Origin of the sequence: Microbispora sp. CA-135349 (assembly GCF_050947365.1) — a bacterium.
Lineage (GTDB): Bacteria > Actinomycetota > Actinomycetes > Streptosporangiales > Streptosporangiaceae > Microbispora.
Genome location: NZ_CP192001.1, coordinates 3854397 through 3875202 on the forward strand (window position 1 = coordinate 3854397; position 20806 = coordinate 3875202).

Annotated in this window: 13 protein-coding genes; 5 read left to right on the top strand and 8 right to left on the bottom strand. The window is 69.4% G+C overall.

What is annotated here, in order from left to right; all coding sequences use genetic code 11:
* Positions 1-93: 93 nt before the first annotated feature.
* The gene (locus ACQPZZ_RS17905; protein WP_432934430.1) at positions 94-1707 is read right to left on the bottom strand and encodes a cellulose binding domain-containing protein; all 1614 of its coding nucleotides are present in this window, start codon (positions 1705-1707) and stop codon (positions 94-96) included.
* Positions 1708-1846: 139 nt separating this feature from the next.
* Positions 1847-2680 (bottom strand): pectate lyase, encoded by an 834-nt coding sequence (locus tag ACQPZZ_RS17910; protein WP_432933451.1) that lies wholly within the window; start codon positions 2678-2680, stop codon positions 1847-1849.
* A 718-nt stretch (positions 2681-3398) separates the two neighbouring features.
* On the opposite strand from ACQPZZ_RS17910, the gene ACQPZZ_RS17915 reads away from it, so the two are divergent.
* Genes ACQPZZ_RS17915 through ACQPZZ_RS17925 form a run of 3 tightly spaced genes read left to right on the top strand, consistent with a single transcriptional unit; the run spans position 3399 to position 6798 of the window.
* Positions 3399-4835 carry an arabinofuranosidase catalytic domain-containing protein gene (locus ACQPZZ_RS17915; protein ID WP_432933453.1) on the top strand — a complete coding sequence of 479 codons (1437 nt, stop codon included), beginning with the start codon at positions 3399-3401 and terminating at the stop codon, positions 4833-4835.
* Between the two features lie 42 nt (positions 4836-4877).
* Positions 4878-6632: an immunoglobulin-like domain-containing protein gene (locus tag ACQPZZ_RS17920; protein WP_432933455.1), complete on the top strand. Its 1755-nt coding sequence runs from the start codon at positions 4878-4880 to the stop codon at positions 6630-6632.
* Positions 6633-6636: 4 nt separating this feature from the next.
* Positions 6637-6798, top strand: coding sequence for a hypothetical protein (locus ACQPZZ_RS17925; protein WP_432933457.1), 162 nt, complete (start codon positions 6637-6639; stop codon positions 6796-6798).
* 15 nt (positions 6799-6813) lie between these two features.
* On the opposite strand, the gene ACQPZZ_RS17930 is transcribed toward ACQPZZ_RS17925, so the two are convergent.
* From ACQPZZ_RS17930 to ACQPZZ_RS17945, 4 genes are all read right to left on the bottom strand, one after another.
* A complete protein-coding gene (locus ACQPZZ_RS17930) occupies positions 6814-7836 on the bottom strand; it encodes a COG1470 family protein (protein WP_432933459.1) in 1023 nt (340 codons plus the stop codon).
* A gap of 98 nt (positions 7837-7934) precedes the next feature.
* Complete coding sequence (locus tag ACQPZZ_RS17935) at positions 7935-8570, bottom strand: hypothetical protein (RefSeq protein ID WP_432933461.1); 636 nt, start codon at positions 8568-8570, stop codon at positions 7935-7937.
* Positions 8571-8793: 223 nt separating this feature from the next.
* Complete coding sequence (locus tag ACQPZZ_RS17940; RefSeq protein WP_432933463.1) at positions 8794-11178, bottom strand: family 43 glycosylhydrolase; 2385 nt, start codon at positions 11176-11178, stop codon at positions 8794-8796.
* Between the two features lie 210 nt (positions 11179-11388).
* Entirely contained in the window at positions 11389-14337 is a 2949-nt protein-coding gene (locus ACQPZZ_RS17945) for a family 43 glycosylhydrolase (protein WP_432933465.1), read from the bottom strand.
* A gap of 672 nt (positions 14338-15009) precedes the next feature.
* Here ACQPZZ_RS17945 and ACQPZZ_RS17950 point away from each other — a divergent pair.
* The gene (locus ACQPZZ_RS17950; RefSeq protein ID WP_432933467.1) at positions 15010-15816 is read left to right on the top strand and encodes an SAM-dependent methyltransferase; all 807 of its coding nucleotides are present in this window, start codon (positions 15010-15012) and stop codon (positions 15814-15816) included.
* 48 nt (positions 15817-15864) lie between these two features.
* Here ACQPZZ_RS17950 and ACQPZZ_RS17955 read toward each other — a convergent pair whose 3' ends face one another.
* The gene (locus ACQPZZ_RS17955; RefSeq protein ID WP_432933469.1) at positions 15865-16338 is read right to left on the bottom strand and encodes a TIGR00725 family protein; all 474 of its coding nucleotides are present in this window, start codon (positions 16336-16338) and stop codon (positions 15865-15867) included.
* A 578-nt stretch (positions 16339-16916) separates the two neighbouring features.
* Between ACQPZZ_RS17955 and ACQPZZ_RS17960 the strand changes: the two genes are divergently transcribed.
* A complete protein-coding gene (locus tag ACQPZZ_RS17960; protein ID WP_432933470.1) occupies positions 16917-19040 on the top strand; it encodes a S8 family peptidase in 2124 nt (707 codons plus the stop codon).
* A gap of 134 nt (positions 19041-19174) precedes the next feature.
* On the opposite strand, the gene ACQPZZ_RS17965 is transcribed toward ACQPZZ_RS17960, so the two are convergent.
* Complete coding sequence (locus tag ACQPZZ_RS17965; RefSeq protein ID WP_432933472.1) at positions 19175-20296, bottom strand: FAD-dependent monooxygenase; 1122 nt, start codon at positions 20294-20296, stop codon at positions 19175-19177.
* Positions 20297-20806: the final 510 nt, after the last annotated feature.

The window sequence follows — 20806 nt, forward strand, 5'->3', positions numbered from 1 at the left end:
GGTGCTTGCCTTCCTCGAGATGGGCGTGCTCCGCGAGCGGGACCTCCTGCTCGCGGACACGCGGGGCCGATACCGCTCGGCCCGCGTTCCGTGTCACGGGCTCGTGCAGGTGACGCCGGTGGGGGCGGCCGAGCCGCTGCCGCTGGCGGTGAAACCGAACGTCGTCGACCCGTTGCCGGCGACGGTGCCGTTGTAGGCGGCGTTCTTGACGGTGATCGCGCCACTTGTGCCGGTGTTCACGCCGTTCCAGAGGCTCGAGATGGTCTGGCCTCCGGCCAGGGTCATCGTGACGGTCCAGCCGTTGATCGCCGACGATCCGGCGTTGGCGACGGTCACCTCGCCCTGGAAGCCGGTTCCCCAGTCGTTGACCAGCCGGTACGTCGCCGTACAGCCGCCCGGCCGCGCGCTCGGCGACGGCGTGGGGCTCGGGGAGGGCGTGAGGCTCGGTGACGGCGTGGGGGACTGCGGTGGCGTGGGGCTCGGCGACGGGGTCGTGTCGCCGCTGACCCGGTACACGACGGTGCCGTGGGCCGGCACGCTGGCCGAGATGGTGCCGTTGGTGCCGCTGAGGGTGTTCGTCCATGCGTCACGCAGGATGAACGAGCCGCCGGACATCCCGATCGCGGACGCGGTGGTGCTGATCGTGGTGGTGCTGCCGCCCTGGTTGAACAGGGCGACCGCGACGTCGCCGTTGCTGAGCTTCTTGGCCAGAACGCGCCGGGTCCCGTCGTTGCTGATCTGGCGTGCCTGCTGGCCGAGCGAGTCCTGGTTGATGGCGACCAGGTTCTGGTTCTTCAGGATCGTCTGTGTCGCCGCGTCCATGTTGCGTACGTCGTTACCGAGGATCAGCGGCGAGGCCATCGTCGCCCAGAGGGCGAAGTGGCTGCGCATCTCGGTGTCGGTCATGCCGCCCCGGCCGACCTCCATCATGTCCGGGTCGTTGAACGCTCCCGGTTTCGCGTACGACGCGAGCGGGACGGTCACGTTGACGATGTTCTGGATGCCCATCGGGTATCCGTTGGTCTGACCGGTGTCCCACTTGTTGGTGATGTCCTCGGTCGTCCGCCACATGTTGGCGACGTCGCCCCAGTTGCGTTGCGGCCCCGTTTTCGAGTGGACGCTGTTCGAGTTGATGCTGTAGACGATCGGCCGCCCGGTCGCCGCCAGCGCGTCGCGCATCTTCGCGAACGTCCGGACCTGGTCGTCGATGGTGCCGCTGGGGGAGCACCAGTCGTACTTGAGATAGTCGACGCCCCAGGCGGCGAACTGCCGGGCGTCCTGGGCCTCGTGTCCCTGGGCGCCGGTCGCGCCGGGGTAGCTGTTGAAGTACTGGGCACAGGTCTTGTCCAGCGGCGCCTGGTAGATGCCGAACTTCAGCCCCTTGCCGTGCAGGTAGTCGCCGAGCGCCTTCATCCCGCTGGGGAAGCGCGACGCGTTGGCCTGCAGATTCCCGGCGGAGTCGCGGGTCGAATTCATCCAGCAGTCGTCGACCACGACGTACTGGTAGCCGAGGTCGCGCAGGCCTGAGTTGACGATCGCGTCGGCCATCTGCTTGATCAACGTCTCTGAGATGTTGCAGCCGAACGTGTTCCAGCTGTTCCAGCCCATGGGAGGCGTGCGCGCCACGCCGTTCTCCAGGGCGACCGCCTGGTCCTGCAGGGCGATCGGGACGGTCGCGAGAATTCCGGCCGCGAGGAGAGCTTTCACCTTTCGCAAGGATCCTCCTTGAAGTGAGTAGACGAATGTGTGTGGGTCGCGAGTCCGGTGCGGCGGCCGAGAGGGATCACTTCTGGCCGCCGCACACGGGACATGCGCGAGATCTTGTGGGTGAGCGCCGGGTGCGGGTCTACCGATAGGTGATGGCGGACGACGAGTAGACGCAGTTGACGCCGTCGGCGCCGCTGCCGATCCTCGTCGGCTCGCCGCTGGTCACGCCCTTGTACTTGTCACAGACGACGACCTTCTTACTCGGGTCGTTGACGATCGTGATCTGCGAGAACCGCGCCGTGTCGCCGTAGTTGGTGTTGATACCGGCCAGGACCTTGCCGGGCGTGGTCGCCGTGACGTTCTGGATGACGACGTTGCGCTTGTACTGGGTCGAGCAGTTGCCGCAGGAGCGGTAGAGCTTGCCGAAGTTCTGCACCTGGAAGTTCTTGATGACCATGGTGCCGGGGCCGTTGTGCTGGAAGACCTTGTCGCTGGCCGCCCTGGCGCCGCCGCCGTCGATGGTCATCGTCTGCGACGACGAGGTGCCCTTGAACGTGGCCGCGTCCTCGCCGACGTCCTCCCACCACACGTTCTGCAGGGTGCACGTGCCCATGCAGTGGACGCCGTCGGCCGCGGGAGCGCCGATGACGACGTTCTTCAGCACCGCGCCGTTGGCCAGTTTGAAGATGGGCGGCTGACTTTCGCTCTGGCTGCCGCTGCCCAGGGCGCCGGTGCCGTAGTAGCGCTTCATCCCTCCGTCGAGGGTGCCCGAGACGTTGATGGTGGCGCCGACCGCCTGCTGACCGGCCGGGGACGGCCAGGCGGCCAGCCGCAGGGCGACCGCCGGGGCCGCGCCCGGAAGCGCGCTCAGGACGGTGCCGGCGGACGCGCTGCCGGCCGGGGCGGCCGCGAGAACCATCCCGGCAGCCGAGGCGGCGAACAACACGGTGCGAAATCGTGCGGACGTGCTCATTCACACTCCAGGGGAAGAACACGGCGACTTACGCCGCCGCATGCGGTGATGCCGGCTGTGGGGAACTCAGGCCGACCGGCGCTCCATCGGCGTTCACGAGGGCAAGTGGAAGCCAGATCCGGCGAAATCGCGACCTGATCCGACTGCGGTTTCGACGTTCACGCGTCGCAACCGGGAACCCCTGCCGCGCACCACCGACCCCGGCAGGAGGCCGCTTCGGCACTCAGTGTGGAAACGGTGAAGAAACCTGTCAAGGGGATCTCGAAAATATTTCGCTCGGACGCCTGGAAGCCCATCTCTCTGGCCTGCGTCAGTAAACAAGGCGATTGGAGAACGTTTCCGCACCAAGATCTGGGGCGCCACTTCGGCCGATATCCGGGCGATAATGCTTAGAACATTACGACAAGATTTCCATGAAACTTCCAACACTCGCACTTCGCGAGCGACCGGACTCCGACCTGGTGAGAGCAGCTGGGACAGGCCCCGGCGGGTGAGGGCAGGCGCGGAGAAGCGCCCGGACCTTGACGCGGCTCCCTCGCGTCGTGTTTGCTCCGCCGCACCACCACCACACATGCTCCGACGGAGAAGAAGCCAGTTTCGTAGATGAATTGTTAGCGCTAACAGCACGATCCATCACCTTTGTCGGCTCACGAGAACCCCGAGCCGCCCGTGCTGTCGCCGACCGCATACAGACGTGAAACGAACCCCGGGAGTACGGATGAAGATCCCTCGCCTGCGGCTGTGGCTTGCCACCGGGCTCGTCGCCATGGCCGGCGCAGCCGGTGCGCTGACCGCGCCCGCCGCGCACGCGGCCGCGGGCTGCCGCGTGGACTACTCGGTGACGAACCAGTGGCCGGGCGGCTTCGGCGCGAACGTGAGCATCACCAACCTCGGTGACCCGATCAACGGGTGGCGGCTGAGCTGGTCGTTCTCCGCGGGGCAGACGATCACGCAGCTGTGGAACGGCACGATGACGCAGTCGGGCGCCCAGGTCACGGTCGCCGACGCCGGCTACAACGGGACACTGGCCACCGGCGCGAGCACGTCCTTCGGCTTCAACGGCGCCTACAGCGGCACCAACCCGGCGCCGGCGAGCTTCACGCTCAACGGCACGGCCTGCACCGGCGGCGTCACCGCTTCGCCCAGCCCGGCCACGAGCCCTTCCCCGAGTCCTTCGGCCAGCCCGTCTTCCCCGGCCACATCGAGCAAGCCCTGTGACATCTACGCCTCGGGCGGCACGCCCTGCGTGGCCGCGCACAGCACCACGCGCGCGCTCTACCGGTCCTACAGCGGCAACCTCTACCAGGTCAGGCGGTCGTCGGACAACGCGACCAGGAACATCGGCGTGCTGAGCGCGGGCGGTGTCGCCAACGCCGCGGCGCAGGACTCCTTCTGCGCCGGCACCACCTGTGTAATCACCGTCGTGTACGACCAGTCCGGGCGGGGCAACGACGTCTGGTACCAGGGACCGGGCGGGGCCGGCGGCAAGGACACCCCCGCGACCGCGACGTCGGAGTCGCTGACGGTCGGGGGCGGCAAGGCGTACTCGCTGTACATCAGGCCCGGCAACAGCTACTGGCGTGATGGTCATGCGACCGGCGTGCCGACCGGCAGCGCGCCGGAGGGTGTGTACATGGTGACCAGCGGCACCCACGTCAACGGCGGCTGCTGCTTCGACTACGGCAACAGCGAGACCACCCGCAAGGCCGACGGGGCCGGCGCGATGGACGCCATCTACTTCGGCACGAGCTGCTGGTTCGGCGGCTGCTCGGGCTCCGGTCCGTGGGTGCAGGCCGACCTCGAATACGGCCTCTACCCCGGCGGCAGCAGTTCCTGGAACCCCAACCAGAGGGCCTTCACCAGCAAGTTCGTCACCGCGATGCTGAAGAACAACGGCACGTCGCGCTTCGCCATCAAGGGCGGCAACGCGCAGACCGGCGGCATGACCACGTTGTGGGACGGATCGCTTCCCCGCGGTTACAGTCCGATGAAGAAGCAGGGTGCGATCATCCTCGGCAGCGGCGGCGACTGCTGTGCCACCAACACCAACCTGAGTCAGGGCACCTTCTACGAGGGAGCCATCGTCTCGGGCTACCCCTCCGACGCCACCGACAACGCGGTCCAGGCCGACGTGGTCGCCGCCGGCTACCGCTGATCAGGGCATTGGGCGATGCGTGGCCGGGTGACGGGAGGCCGGATGGCAGGCACCGAAGGCACCACGTCGACTGGGGCGACCAGGGTCACCGGGCCCGCTGAGCGGGCACTGGCCGGGATCACAATCCCTCACGCCGACGACGTGCGCGGGAGTGTGACGCTGCCGACCACGGTGGCGGCGGCGCCGGGCGCGGTGGTCAGCTGGACGTCGTCGGACCCGGACATCGTGTCCGACGAGGCGGACGGCGCGATCGCGGCGGGCGTGGTGACGCGCCCGCCGGCCGGCGCCGGCCCGGCCGAGGTGACCCTGACGGCGCGCGTCACCGTCGACGGCGCCGAGGCGTGCCGCGCCTTCGTCCTGACCGTACGGCCCGCGGTGCGTCTCGCCCCGTTCACGCGGTACGGCATGGCGAACTTCGCCAGGTCGAACTGCCAGGCGGGACAGCAGATCTACATGGCCACGAGCGTCGGCGACGACCCGACCCGCTGGGTGGCCGTGAACGACGGGCGGATGGTGCTCCAGTCCACCAAGGGGATGCACGCCGTACGCGATCCGTCCGTCGTCCGGTCCCCGGAGGGGGACAGGTTCTATCTCATCGCCACCGATCTGAACGTCGACGGCACGGCGTACGGGTGGAAGGGGTGGGACTGGGCGCAGAGCGGCGCCGGCCGCCACATCGAGGTCTGGGAGTCCGACGACCTGCGGACCTGGTCGGAGCAGCGGCACGTCCGCGTGGCCCCGGACGAGGCGGGGATGGCGTTCGCCCCGGAGGCGATCTGGGACGAGGCGATCGGCGCCTACGTCGTCTACTGGACGTCGTCCATGTATCCCCCCGGGACGTACTACACACCCGACCGCGACGACCCGAACGGCCGCTATCCGCTGACGAGGAACCAGACCCTTTACAGCACGACGCGCGACTTCGTGACGTTCACGCCGGCGAAGGTGATGAGCGGCAGGCCCGGCCACGGGACGCTCGACGCCGTCATCATCAGGGACGACGAGGACGGGTCGTACCACCGGTTCGTCAGCGACCGCGTCTCCACCGGCGTCGGGGTCACCACGTACGTCTCCGGGTGCGCCTCGGAGGACATCTACCAGGAGCGGGCGACGTCCGTGCTCGCGCCGCCCGAGGACTGGACGGTCGTCAGGGGCTGCATCACCCACGACACGATGAACACGACCTACGCCGAGGCGCCGATGGTGGTCAAGGCGAACCCCGGCGACGTACGCGGGAAGGGCTACTACCTCTGGGCGGACCAGAAGTGGGCCGGCGCACCCGCGGGCAACCCCATGGAGCAGCAGCTCAGCCCTTACTGGGCCAGGGACCTCGCGTCGGGCGAATGGACTCCCATCACCTGGCAGACGCCGGACTACGACCTGGCCGACGGCGTCATCCGCCACGGGAACGTCTTCGCGCTGACCCAGGCGGAACACGCCGCCCTGCGCGGCGCGGACCTGTCGTCGGTCTCGGTGAGGACGCCTCCGGCCAGGACCGTCTACGCCGTCGGCGAGCCACTCGACCTGTCGGGCCTCGTGGTCACGGCCGACTACACGGACGGCGTGAAGGACGAGGTCCTGGCCGAGGGGTACGGCGGTTGCTCCGTGTCGGGATACGACCCGGCGAAACCGGGGACCCAGGCGGTGACCGTCTCCTACACGGTGGCGGACACGACGAAGACCGCCTCGTTCCCGGTCCGCGTCGTGGGTGCGCGAGCCGGCAGCGACGCGGTCCCGGGGTGCACTCGTAGTGCCTGGACGGCCAGGCCTTCCGCGGCGACGGAGCCCGCGGAGTAATCGGGTGCACGGGCTCCGCACCGAGAGCCTGCTTCCCGGGACGACAGAAGAGTCTGGTCTCGTGCTGCCGGCCCACACCGCAGAAGCGGGCTCCAGCAGCGACGACGCCCTGCGGATGCTCGCAAGCCGGGCCGCGACCCACGAGCACCCGGAGAGCCGCTCCTGACAAGCACTGACGTGCTCAGGCCCCGAGGGGTGTGCCCCGGCTGTTGAGGATGAGTTTCTCGATGCGCTTGCGGCGGCGGGAAGCGGTCAGCCGGAAGGCGAGGAAGGCGAGGACGAGCAGCGCGAGGACAGCCAGTTGCGGCCAGGGCAGTGCCCAGACGGAGGTGTCGATCGACACCCGCTCGGCGGTGACGCCGGGGAGCGGCCGGCCCGCGGGCGCGGGGATCGCCATCACCGTGGTGGTGATCACTCCCATCGGCCAGGCGCCGCTCACCCGTGCGGTGAACGTGCGTTTGCCGCCCGGCATGATCTCCCTGGCCTTGGCGTCGGATTTGTCGTTCCAGTCGCTTTCGCCGACGAAGGTGGAGGTCAGGATCCGGGAGTCGGGGGCCAGGCGGACGTTGCCGGCGTTGGCGAGGGTGTAGGTCACCTCGACCGATCCCGGCGCGAAGGGGTTCCACGACCAGGTGTAGGCGGCGTGCACGTCGCTCACGGCGACCTTGGCCGCATAAGCGCCGCTCACCCGGATGTTCAGGCGGACGCCGACCCGGTTTTGGACCCGCACCTGCCCGGAGACGGTGTCCACGGAGGCGGTCACGCCCGCGGGGTGGTCGCCCGGCGTCGCGTTCTGCGGGATGGAGACCTTCACGGGCACGACGGCGGTGGCTCCGGCGGCGATGGTCACCTTGTCGGGGATGGTGATCCAGGAGCCGCCGTCGACGGGTTTGGCGTCCGAGGGCCGCATGTCGAAGTAGCCCTTGGAGGTCAGGTAGCCGTCGTTGGCGTCGATCGCGAAGTCGACCGGCTCGGTGGAGCGGTTGATGACGGCGATGTGCTCATCGGCCTGCTGCCCGGCGGCGAGTTCGACGTCGATGACGCGGCGGCCGTCGGGGCCGTTCGCGTCGGCGGGCACGACCGACCAGGTGACGTCGGCGCTTGCGGGGGTGGCTAACGCGACCAAGGCGACCAGTACGGTCGCGCCGACAGCCTGAAGAACGGCGAGCAGGACGAGAGCGCCCCGTGAACGGCTCTTGGTCAACGAAGGTGTCTCCTGTCTCATTGTGGGTGTCCGGGACACGGGCGAGTCTGGCACGCGTCCCGGACGCCCACAGTAGGCGGTGGCGTCCTGCCTTCGGGTCAGGTCTGGTTGAACAGCGAGAGGGTCAGGGTCGAGTGGTACTCGCCGGCGGCGACGTCGACCGGGGTGCGCAGGGCGAGGTCGGCGTTGACCTTCGAGGTGCCGATCTCGTCGGAGGAGTTGGCGGTCGACACCAGCAGCTCCTGACCCTGCAGACCCACCTCCGGGGCTCCGGTGCCGTCGGAGATGACACTGGAGACCGGCTCACCGGCCGACACCGCCCCGGTGGAGGAGTCGCTCAGCAGACGCGGCTTCCATCCCAGGTACTGCGGGCCGATGGTCTTGGCCGGGTCGTCGGCCGCGACGAACTGGCTCGACTGGCCCACGACCGCCCAGAACTCACCGGCGGGGATGTCCTCGGGGTTGCGGGTGTCGGACACCGTCACCGTCGGCAGGGTGCCGGTGAACTGACGGGCGGCGGCATCCGAGCCGTTCTCCGTCAGGGACACCCCGTTGTTGTCGGCCACCGTCATCGACAGCTGACCGGGCGTGGTCGTGGGCTCGATCTTCACCGACACGTCGATACCGCTGCCGGGATTGTCGTCGGCCAGCGCCGGACTCGTCATGGCGGCGCCGACGAGCGTGACGCCAAGCACCGACGCGGCGAGCAGCTGCGTGGTCCTGTTGATCCTCATGTTCGCTCCATTTATGGGGGGCGGGGCCGGCCGGCTCATCGGCCGGCCCCGGTTGTGGCGGCGCGTGTCTGGCGAAATGCCGGCCACGCGAGCAGCGGGCTGATTTGTCAGACACACCTCGGCGGTGTCCTCGTCGTGGGGACCGTGGTCACCGCCGGCGCGGTCAGCGTCAGCCGACCGCCGTGTGAGCAGCTCAGCGTCAGCTGACCGCGGTGTGTGCGGCTCAGCGGCAGGAGGCCGCGGTGTAGTTGGCGTCGTAGGACGTGGTGACCTGCTTGCCGTCGATCGTCGCGGTGCCGGTCACGGTGACCTTGCCGGCGTCGATCTGGGCGGTCCGGGTGTTGAAGGACTGGTAGGCCTGCTTGCCCGGAGCAACGTCGGCCACGGTCTTCTTGCCGAACGGGGTGTTCAGCTCGATCGTGGCCGGCGCGTCGCCGTCGTTGACGGCCGTCACGGCGAGGTACACCGAGCTGCCGATGCAGCGCGGCGCGGCCGTCACGGTCAGCTTGACCTCCTGCGAGGTGGTGGCGAAGGACCACGAGTCGATCTCGAAGAGGTCCGCGCCCTCGGGCCCGGCGTAGGTGAAGTACACGTCGTGCACGCCGGTGACGCCGTCGAGCGCGGCGGTCAGCTTCGTCCACTCGCCGAGCGGCGCGTCGACGGGGATGGTCGCGACCACGGGCGAGGTGCGGCCGTCCAGGCGGACCTGGATCTTGCCGCCGGCCACGAGCGGGCGCACCTTCGCGGTGACGCCGGTGGCGCCGGCCGTGCCGAAGTCGACCTTCGCGAGCGAAGTCCAGTCGCCGTTGTCGATGTCGTGCACCACGAGGTTCGGAGCCTGCGCGCCGAACTCCTCGGAGGCGCCGTCGACCTTCTTCGTCGCGATGCCCTGCTGCCAGGCGATCGTCTCGGCCTCGATCACGCGGTAGGGGTTGAGGTTGCGGACCTGCTCGACGCCCTTGTAGTCGCCCTTCACCTCCTTGATCGTGCCGTCCGCGTTGAAGTCGAGCTTGGCGAGGTGGGGGCTGCGGAAGCCCTGGGTGGCGCCGCCCGTGATGCGGCTGTTGAGCGTCTGGGCGTGGTAGGTGAAGTAGTACTGGTCGCCGAGCTTGAACACCGACTGGTGGTTGTTGCCGCCGGCGCCGAAGTAGGTGCCGGGGTTCTTGAAGATGATGCCCTTGTACGTCTCGGGCGTCCAGGGGCCCATCGGGCTGTCGGCCATGAGGTAGGCGATCGCGCCGGTCGGCGGGCCGTTGGGGTCGACGGGGCCGCCGAACCCGAAGTTCGACGAGTACGAGTAGTAGTACTTGCCCTCGCGCTTGAACAGGTGGCCGGCCTCGAACACGAGCGGCGCGTCGATGACCTCCGCCGAGCCCTTCGTGCTGATCATGTCGTCGCCGAGCCTGATCACGCGGGTGGACTTCGGGTGGTTGGTGTTCTCGGCGCTGCGCGACCCGTCGTCGCCGCCACCGCCGAAGACGAGGTAGCCCTGACCGTCGTCGTCGATGAACACGCCCGGATCGAACAACCAGTTGATGCCGTTGGACGCGCCCGGCGTCGCGCTCGTGATGAGCAGGTTGCCGCGCTCGTCGTGCCAGGGGCCGACCGGCGAGTCGCCGACGATGACGCCCGAGCCGCCGCCGTTGTTGGCGAAGTAGAGGAAGAACTTCTCCTTGCCGCCGACGACCTTGCTCTCCATGGCGGGGGCCCACGAGTTGTTCGCGTAGCGGGCGACCCCGTTCGGGCCCGCGACGGGGATCTCGCCGTGGTCGACCCAGTTCACGAGGTCGTCGGACGAGATGACCGTGATCGTGTTGATGCTGGCATAGGTGTTGGTGGAGGAGACCCCGGTGGGACCCGGCTTGTACTCCTGCGTGTCGTTGGTCATGTAGATGTACACGCGGCCGTTGTGGACGAAGGCGTTGCCGTCCGCGCCGAACTTGTGCGAGATGAGCGGGTTGCCCTCGCCGGGGTTCTTGCCGAGCGCCTCGATGGTCGTCGACGGCACGAACTCGGAGACGGACACGTCGTCGACCTTGAAGTCCATCAGGTGAGTGTTCGGGTCACTCGCCGGGTTCGACGTCCAGGGCGTCTCGATGAAGAGCCTGGCGGTCGCGACGCTCTGGCTCGCGGGGATCGTGAACGTGCCCTGGATGAGCCCCCACTGCCCGCGCGCCACCGTCACCGTGCCGACGTTCGTGTACGTCGAACCGCCGTAGTGCATGGTGGCGAAGAACTGCTTGGTCGCCGGGCTGTTCGGGTTCTCGTACTTGACCCGCGCCGTGATCGCGTACGTCTTGCCGGCCTGCACCTTGCCGGACAGGTCCTGCATCGGACCGGAGCCGGTCGTCTTCCTGCCGGTGACGAGCACGGCGCTCGATCCGGCGTAGGCGTCCGTCGTGGCCGACAGCGTGGCGCCGTCGGTCGAGTTCCCGTTGTTGACGAACCAGCTGGTGAGGCCGTCCTCGAACCCGCCGTTCACGATGATGTTCGGGCCGGCGGCCTGGACCGGCCCCGCCGTCGCGGCGACCGCCGCGGCCAGCAGGGCGCCGGCGACGGCCGCGGCGGCGACCCGTCGCCGGGCCGCCCTTCCAACGCGCTTCAACACGAAATATCCTCCTTGACCTCAGACTTTTCCGGGGATGAACGGACGGTCCCGGGCGGGTCGGCTCACCCTCGGATGGGGATGGGCGGCCGCCCGCTCTGGCGATCCGAACGACGTGTCATGGGGGGCCGGCCGGCTGGCCGGCCCCGGTTGTGCTGAACGGGTGTCCTCGTGGTGGGGACCGTGGTCACCGCCGGCCGCGGTGTGTGCGGCTCAGCGGCAGGAGGCCGCGGGGTAGGCGGCGTCGTAGGTCGAGGTGACCTGCTTGCCGTCGATCGTGGCGGTGCCCTTCACGGTGACTGTGCCGGCGTCGATCTGGGCGGCCCGGGTGTTGAAGGACTGGTAGGCCTGCTTGCCCGGGGCCACGTCGGCCACCGTCTTGGTGCCGTACGGGGTGTTCAGCGTCACCGTCGCCGGCGCGTCCGAGTCGTTGACGGCCGTCACCGCGACGTACGCCGAGGTGCCGATGCAGCGGGAGGAGGCGGTGACGGTCAGCTTGACCTCCGGCGCGGCCGCCTTGAGCGTGCCGAGCCGGGCCAGCTGGTAGCTGAGCGCCCGCTCCGGCGCGTCGATCTGGTTCTGGCTGCCGAACTGCCCGGCCCGCGCCGCCTTCGCGTCGGCGAGCGCGTCCCGCATCGCCGTCCAGGCCCCGGCCGGGTAGTCGCGCTCGTCGAGCGTCTCCGCGTACGCGACGGCCGCGTCGAGCGCGCTCGTGTCGAGCGGCTTGTTCTGCGCGGTCAGCGTGTCGCTGAGCGAGTAGTAGTCGAAGTCGACGTGCCCGCCCTTCTCCTTCGTCGCGTAGTCGAACAGGCCGACGCGGTGCCCCATGAAGTGCGAGAGGCTGCCGTCCAGCGTCTGCGGGCCGACGCGGTCGCCCAGCTTGGTCCACGTCAGCCCGTCGAGGCTGTAGTAGAACGTGGTCCACAGCTGCCCGCTCGGCGACGCGAAGTCGAGGTCCGCCTTCACGTACACCTGGGTCGCGTCTCCCAGCGACACCGTCGTGCCCGGCACGAAGTTCTCCACCGCCGCCTGGTCGATGTCGACCGCGAACGGCTGTGCCCGGTTGACGACGCCGAGCGTGTTCTGCCCGTCGACGCGCTTGACCGCGACGTAGGAGAACCCGCGGTTGTAGGCGGCAAGGCCGGCGACGTCGCCGTTCTTCATGCCGGAGATGTCCATCCTGGTCTCGACGGACTGCCGCGGCCCGAACGTACGCTGCGACAGCGTGTTCCGCGCCTCCTCGAACCAGGTCAGCTCGTCCCGGCCGGAGAGCTTGCCGTAGACGTACTTGCCGGTGACCACCTTGCCGGTCGTCAGCCGCAGCCATCCCTCCCGGTCCGTGAGCGACCAGTAGCGGTTGTCGGGGGCGTGGTTCCACTCCCACACCGGGTCGAGGCGAGACCCGTTGGGGGCGATCTCCTCCTCGGCCGGGCTCTCGGTCGTCACCGGCTGCCCGACGACCGAGACGTCGTCGATCAGGTACTCCACGCTCGACGACGCCGGCTGCGGGTTGGCCCACGGCGTCTCCACCGCGAACTTGAAGTTGTCGACGTTCGCCGTCGCCGGGATCGTGTACTGGCCCGTGACCGTCGTCCACTGCCCGGCGGGGACGTTCCCCGACGCCATCGTCTGGACGCCCGCACCCCAGTCGGCCACCAGGTTGAACCGGATGCTGCTCGGGCCGGAGGTGTACTTGATCTTCGCCGACACGGTGTAGGTCAGACCGCGCTGCACCTTCCCGTTCAGGTTCTGGTTCGGCCCGGATCCGTTGAGCGTGCGGTTGCTCACCTTCAGCGCCGCCGAGCCCGCGGCCGGGCCGGTCGTGTCGCGGCTGATCGTCGCACCGTACTGCGTGCCCCACGGCGAGACATCGGCGGACTCGAACCCGGGGTTCTGCAGCAGCTCGACGCCGATGAGCGAGTCGTCGTACTTGGGCGGCTGCGGAATCGTCCACTGCTCGTCCATGTACGGCCTGTGCGGGGCGTCGTTGGCGAAGTCGTCGGAGGCGACGAGGCTCTTCTGCTGTTCGAACGTCTCCTCCGCCGGGCTCAGCGTGATCGGCTTGGCGAACGCGCCGCCCACGGGCACGACTCCGTTGGTGCCGAAGGTCGGCCAGCCGTCCTGCCATGTGGCGGGGATGAGCGCCGGAGTGCGCCCGATCGGGAAGTTGTCGCGGAAGAACATGCCGTACCAGTCGGTGGCGCCGCCCTCGCGCGAGATCGGCACGAGGCTGCCCTGGGCGAACCCGTTGGAGTTGAGCACCCCGCGCGCCTCGTAGGTGTTCGTGCCGTCCGCCGAGGTGTAGCGCCCGAGCAGGTCCTTGGACCGGAACATGACGACCTGGCGTCCCTGCCCGGACGGCCAGGTGATGATGACCACGTAGTAGTAGCCGTTGATGTGGAAGACCTGGGCGCCCTCGAACAGGCCGCCGATGAACGGCTTGCCGGCGTAGTCGCTCGCCGCGAAGATGCTCGGAAAGTCCTTGTCGATGCCCGACATGTCGGACTTGAGGCGTACGGCGCTCGTGCTGCCGGAGCCGTAGAAGATGTACGCCGTGCCGTCGTCGTCGAAGAACAGCGACGGGTCGTGCAGGCCGCGGCCGAGGGGCGTGCGCTTCCATGTGCCGTTCTCGACGTCGTCGGTGCTGTAGAGGTAGGCGCCGCCGAGGTTGTTGGTGTTGAAGACCACGTAGAACTTGCCGTCGTGGTAGCGCAGGGACGATGCCCACTGGCCCTGGCCGTAGGAGTTCTGCCCGTTGCGCAGCGAGAACGCGTCGCCGATGTCCGCCCGGTCGAACACGTAGTTGACGATCTGCCAGTTGACGAGATCGTACGACTTCATGATCGGCGCGCCCGGGCTCAGGTGCATCGTCGTGCTGATCATGTAGTAGACGTCCCGGTGCTCCTTGTTCTCGGCGGCGGGGACGCGCTCCACGCTGATGTCGGGCACGTCGGCGTTGGTGATCGGCACGGTGTAGGTGCCGTCGCCCTTGTCGGTCGAGGTGTACGACGGCTTCGGCGACCACGCGGTGGCGGCACTGGCCACACCGCCCGCGGGAACGAGGGCGGCGCTGAGCAGCATGCCGACGGTCGCGAGCGGGACTGCCTTCGACCGCCGGGACATCGCCGGAGCGCTCGCCGCGTATCGGCGCTTGCTGGGCACGGAAGACTCCTATGGGGGGTGATGTCAGGCAATGCCTGACGAGCATGGGCGTGGATTCCTAGGGAACGGCGGGTGATGGCGGGTGGGCGGACCGCCGGTCCGGGGAGGAGGACCCGGCCCGCGTGTGGCTCGGCCGGCGTGACCGTCCTGCGGAGAGGGGCCGGAGCGCGGGGGCGCGGTGAAGGCGAGTCCTACCGGTGGCGCCGCGTGACGCTCATCTCTGGAGCGCGGGTAAGACGGCCACGAGGCGGGGTGTCCATGAGGGAGACGCGGTTCGTACGGGTGAGTCGACGCGGAGCGTTCCCGCCGAGCGGTGGGGGCTGAGCTGTGACAGGGGGGACCGCTCTCATGAGTGGGGGGCTCCTCATGGTGTTAGCGCTAACATTTTTGGTGGGGGTGCACATCGGGTGTTGTCGTGACCGTAGGCGGGACGACCCGCACTGTCAAGACTGTGAGACGTGCATCGAGATGAGTAATGGGCTGTCCGTAAATCCGGATCCTGTCGGGCGGTACGTGGGCGGCCATGAGGGTCCGCGAGGTCGTCGATCGACGGTGGCGGCATGGGAGCCCGTTCATGCCGTTTTGTGGTGTTCGATGACAATCTGGTGACGCAACTCTCCCTGATAGTGATCAAGGCCGTACCATCCTTGATGTACGACGAAGGGGAGTTTTGTGGACGAGCGTAAGGCGCCGGCGGGCATCGACCCGTTCACGCCCAGCGTTGCCCGGATGTATGACTACTACCTGGGCGGCAAGGACAACTTCGCGGTGGATCGCGAGGCCGCCCAGAAGATCATCGAGATCCTGCCCAACCTCCGCGACATCGCCCGGGAGAACCGCGAGTTCCTGATCCGGACCGTCACCTACCTCTCACGGCAGGGCATCCGGCAGTTCCTCGACGTCGGCGCCGGGCTCCCGACGCAGCGCAACGTCCACCAGGTCGCGCAGGAGCTGGCCCCGGAGTCCCGGATCGTCTACGTGGACAACGACCCCATCGTCCTCGTGCACGCGCGTGCCATCCTCGCCGAGAACGAGCGGGTGCGCGCGGTCGACGCGGACATGCGCGATCCCGAGGCGCTGCTGCGGCATCCGGAGGTCCGGGAGCACATCGACTTCTCCCAGCCTCTCGCCGTCCTCCTGCTCGGCGTGCTGCACTTCATCCCGGACGACGACGAGGCCATGAAGATCGTCACAGCGCTCCGGGACCCGCTCGTGCCGGACAGTTACCTGGTCGTGTCACATGGCTCCCTCGGGGAGTTGAGCGAGGACCAGGAGGAGGAGGGCCGCCAGATCTTCAGCCGTACCTCCGTTCCCGGCACCACCTCCCGGTCGCACGACCAGATCCGCGCGTTCTTCGACGGGCTCGACCTGGTCGAGCCGGGCGTGGTGCCGCTGCACGAGTGGCGGCCCGACACCGACTACCCCTTGGTGCGGGAAGGCAAGGCAGGCGCGCTCGGCGGAGTGGGCCGCGTCCGCTGACGCCGCATCGGGGCGCGGCGATGCCCCGGAGGCGGCCGCGCGGCGTGGTCAGGGCCACAGCCCTGTCAGCTCCAGCGCCTCCGCGGGTGAGGCGGCGTGCCGTACGCCCGGGACGGGATCTCCCCGCTGGTCGAGGATCCGCCAGCCGCCGAGCTGTACGACGGGAACCCGGCCCCGGCGCATGGCGAGGGCGAGCTCGGAGAGGGTGCCCCAGGAGCCGCCGACGACGATCACGGCCTCTCCGGAGTTCACGATGACGGTGTTGCGCGCCTCGCCGGCTCCGGTGGGGATCACGATGTTCAGATCGGGGTTGGCGTGCTCGCGGTCCGCGCGGGACAGGATGCCGACCACGATCCCGCCGGCGGAGCGCGCCCCGGCCGCCACCGCGGCCATCACTCCGGTGTAACCGCCGCAGATCACCACCGCGCCGCGCTCGGCCAGCAGCCGGCCGACCTCGCGCGCGTCGCGCTCGTCCTCGGCCGTGCAGTCGCGGGGTCCGCACACCGCTACCTGAATCGCCACTTCGCGATCAAATCATCCGTGGCCGACGCCGGCGGCCGGGACTCCCCGGAGCCGTCGCGAGCCCGGGGGTCGACCGCCTCGCGACGGTGCGGAGCACGGTCCCCGGCGTGACGCCGGTTCCCGGATTCGCGTGACCTGAATCACTTTCTCGCATTCCGATGGAATGTGCGCGTGATCTATATCACCATCCGCACCCTCGTTAAGTAGTAGAAAGTTCACGGAACAAAAGTCCGTTACATTTGTTTCACGCATTGTTCGGCCGGTTGAAATCTCTGCTTGCCGTGCGGCGGATAACGCTTCCGGTCCTCTGGCAGTGCGTTGCCATGGCCCTGTACAGCAGGGTCAGCTGCGGAAACAACAGCGGTCGATGTGATCGAAGCCACATGGCCGCGCATATCTGCCGATCTCGTGGCGCAGCCGGGGCGATAGTCGTGAAACCGCTTTCATCGGCGCGCGACACGCCGATTTTCCGATCGCGGACTCTGTCGAACAACACGGATTCCGCAAATTTCAGAACTTCGCGGAAAAACCTAGCCTGTTTTGCGTAGTGATCATCTCGACCACTCGGGAGACAACCCTTGCGAAGTTCATCCGTGGCCGCCGCCCTCACGGCGGCCGCCCTCCTCGGCCCGCTCGCCGCGTCCGCAGCGGCGCAGACCGCACCTCCAAGCCCCTCGACTCCTTCGGCCTCCTCCGGGACCTCCGGTTCTTCCGCGGCGACGGGAGCCGCCGCGGCGCCGGCGGCCGGTGACCACACCGTCACCCTCGTCACCGGCGACAGGGTGCGTGCCCGGCTGGAGCGCCACGACCTGCGCGTCCTGTCGGTCGAGCCGGGCGAGGGCCGCACCGGCGTCACCTTCGCCGTCACCGATCGCGGCGACCAGGTCTCGGTGATCCCGTCGGACGCGGCCTCCCTCATCCGGGCGGGGCGGCTCGACCCCCAGCTCTTCGAGGTGGGCACGCTGATCGCGGACGGCTACGACGACGAGCACAGCCAGGCCGTCCCGGTCATGACCACCTACCGCAAGAGCGCGACCTCGGAGAACGCCGAGCGGGCCCGTGCCGTCTTCGGCGGCGCGGCCAAGCGCCGCCACGTGTTCCCCCGCCTGGGCATCAGCGCGTTCGCCATCGGGAAGAAGTCCGCGCACGAGGGCTGGCGCGGCCTCACCGGCGGCTCCGCCAAGCCCACCGGCCTGCAGGGCGGCGTCACCAAGCTGTGGCTCGACGGCAGGGTGACGGCCGGGCTCGACCGGAGCGTCCCGCACATCGGCGCGCCGACCGCGTGGGCGAGCGGGTACGACGGCAGCGGCGTCAAGGTCGCGGTGCTGGACAGCGGCTACGACACCGACCACCCCGACCTGCAGAACAAGGTCGTCGCCTCCGCCGACTTCACCGGCAACGCGAACGGCGTCGAGGACGGCAACTCACACGGCACGCACACCGCCTCCACCGTCGCCGGGACCGGCGCCGCCTCCGGGGGCCGCTACAAGGGGGTCGCCCCCGGCGCGGACCTGGTCGTCGGCAAGGTCCTCGACGACGGGAACTCGGGCTACGACTCCTGGATCATCGCGGGGATGAACTGGGCGGTCGGCGAGCAGGACGCCAAGATCGTCAGCATGAGCATCGTGAGCGATCCCGCGCGCGCCGACCACCCGATCGCGGCGGCGATCAACAGCCTGACCGCGGAGCACGACGCGCTGTTCGTGGTCTGCTCGGGCAACTCCGGGCCCGGCACGTCCACCATCAGCTCCATCGGCGTCGCCGACAAGGCGCTGACCGTGGGCGCGGTGGACCTGAACGACACCGTGGCGGACTTCTCCAGCCGAGGCCCCGTCGGCGAGCAGGGGCTGAAGCCGGACATGACCGCGCCCGGCGTGAACATCACCGCGGCCGTGCCCGGTGGCGGCTACGGCGCGAAGGACGGATGCTCGATGGCGACCCCGCACGTCGCCGGGACGGCCGCGCTCGTCAAGCAGCGCCACCCCGCCTGGGGCGCGCAGCGACTCAAGGACGCCCTCATGGGCACGACCGCGGCCGCGGCCGGCTCCAGCCCCTACGCGTACGGCACCGGCCGGGTCGACGCGGCCCGCGCGGTGAGCCAGCAGGTCACGGCGAACCCGCCGAGCGCGGCCCTGTCGGTCACCGCCGCCCAGCCCACGGCCACGCAGATCGTGACCTACACCAACGACGCCGCCACACCCGTCACGCTGGGCCTGGCCGTGTCCGCCACCGGCTCCACGGGAACGGCGCCCGCCCCGGCCGGCCTGTTCACCCTGAGCGCCGACCAGGTCACGGTGCCCGCCAACGGCACCGCGCAGGTCACCGTCACCCTGCATCAGGTCGACGCCGCGAACAGCCTCTACGGCGGTGTGCTGACCGCCACGTCGTCCGGCGGCGCCTCGGTGCGCACTTCGCTCGGCGGGCACATCGAGGCGACCTCCACCTTCACGACCACGGTCCGCGTCCACTACGACCCGGGCGCCGGCAACCGGATCACCCTGCGCGGGGACGCGCCGCTGAGCTGGACCGGCGGGCAGAACTGCGTCAGCAGGTCGGCCGGCCTGTGGGAGTGCGGGATCAACGTCCCCATCGGGCAGCAGTTCTACTACAAGCCCCTGATCAACGACGGCCTCTGGGCCGCCGGTGCCAACTACCGCGGCGTCGGCGGGCAGACCTACGACGTGTACCCCAGCTTCCCGTAAGAGACTGAGGAACCCCCGGCCGGGCGTCCCGCCCCGCCGGGGGTCTTCGTGTTCACAGGCCGCGCGGCGCCGCCGCGACGAACTCGCCGCCGCGACACACCGCGTGGTCGCCGCCCGTCGAGGAGGGCGCCGGCTCAGGGCCGCTCCGCCACGAGCGCGGTGATCCGGCCGACCAGGCCGGGCACGTCGGCGTCCGGCGCCGGGTCGAGCTGCCAGCAGGCGAGTCGCACTGACGCCTCGACCACCGCCTTCGCCCGTTCGTGGCGGCGGTCCATGAACGCGTCGAACAGCCGCTGGTCGAGCCGGTCGGCGGCCAGCAGCAGCTCGGCCAGGACGGCGGCGTCCTCCAGGCACTGGGCCGCCCCCTGCGCGAGGGTGGGCGGGCAGGCGTGCGCGGCGTCGCCGATGAGCACGACGCGGCCGCGGTTCCACGGCCGGTCCACCAGCAGCGACTCGAACCACGTGTAGTTGATGCGCTCCGGGTCGGTGATGTCCTCGCGGATCTCGTCCCAGGGCCCGCCGTACCCCTCGGCGAGGGCCCGCATGTGCGCGACCTTGTCGCCGACGGCCTCCCGTGGCCGGGCCTTTTCCACAAGGTAGGCGTACATGCTGTCCGGGCCGGTCGGGCAGTAGCCCGCGGTGAAGCAGGGACCGCCGTAGATGAGGTCGGTGCGCTCGATTTCCGCGGGACGGCGGGTGTGGACCCGCCAGATGCCCATGCCGGTCGGCCGCGGAGCGGTGTCGATCCCGATCAGCCCGCGCACCGCGGAGCGGATGCCGTCCGCGCCCACGACCAGGTCGTACGTGCCGGTGGTGCCGTCGGAGAAACGCACGACGACGGCGTCGCCGGTGTCGGTCAGCGCCTCGGCGGTCACTCCGAACAGGGTCCGCGCCCCGGCCTCGCGTACGGCGCCGGCGAGGACGGCCGCCAGTTCCGGGCGGTTGATGCCGAGCGCGGAAGGCAGGCCGGGGCCGCCGGTGCGCGCGTCGGGTATCTCCGCGAGCAGCGTCCCGTCCGGGGCGCGCAGCCCCACCGAGTCGAACGGGAAGCCCGCGGCGGCGACCCGGTCCCAGACACCGAGATCGCGCAGCACCCGCAGGGCGTTGCCCTGCAGGCTGATGCCCGAGCCGAGCGTGGTGATCCCGGGCTGGATCTCCGCGATGTCCACGGTGACGCCGGCGCGGGCGAGCGGGATCGCCAGGGCCGATCCGGCGATGCCGCCACCGACGATCAGAACGGTGCCTACTGCTGACATGGGGGTCCTATCCGATGGTGAGAGACGCACCCGATCACGGAGGACGGCCGGTCGGTGGCGCCTCGGCGTCATCTACGTGGGCGTATCTCGGCGATCCGGCGACACGAGTCGGACGGGTGAATGCCGATAGCGATATTCGGACGACCGTTATCGGTAATCAATGATGACTGGTAAAGGGGCGCTCGCCGTTGACAATGGGCGTTGACTCATCGGCGTGCGGTCCAGTATAGGAATCGTGATCACATTCGGCAATGTTTCCGCTTCGCGTGAGCGTTCGCTCGCGGCCGCGCCCGCCCCTCCGCCGGCTCTCCTCGTTTCCGGTCACCGCCGGGCCGGAACGGGCTTCGGCCGATGAGATCCGGCGGCTTGGCCGGGGTGTCCACATCGCCGGGCACCTCGACCCGGGCGCCCGACCGCGGGCCGGGCCTTTGCTGCCGTACGGCCCGACTGGGACACGCTGGTACGGCTGCCGGAGGTTCGCGAGCCGTGGCTGCGCGCGGTCTACGACCG

Bases quoted from the DNA above. Each gene is read 5' to 3' on its own strand.
- ACQPZZ_RS17910 (WP_432933451.1), bottom strand. From the start codon at position 2,680: ATGAGCACGTCCGCACGATTTCGCACCGTGTTGTTCGCCGCCTCGGCT.
- ACQPZZ_RS17915 (WP_432933453.1), top strand. From the start codon at position 3,399: ATGAAGATCCCTCGCCTGCGGCTGTGGCTTGCCACCGGGCTCGTCGCC.
- ACQPZZ_RS17920 (WP_432933455.1), top strand. From the start codon at position 4,878: ATGGCAGGCACCGAAGGCACCACGTCGACTGGGGCGACCAGGGTCACC.
- ACQPZZ_RS17935 (WP_432933461.1), bottom strand. From the start codon at position 8,570: ATGAGGATCAACAGGACCACGCAGCTGCTCGCCGCGTCGGTGCTTGGC.
- ACQPZZ_RS17965 (WP_432933472.1), bottom strand. From the start codon at position 20,296: ATGTCAGCAGTAGGCACCGTTCTGATCGTCGGTGGCGGCATCGCCGGA.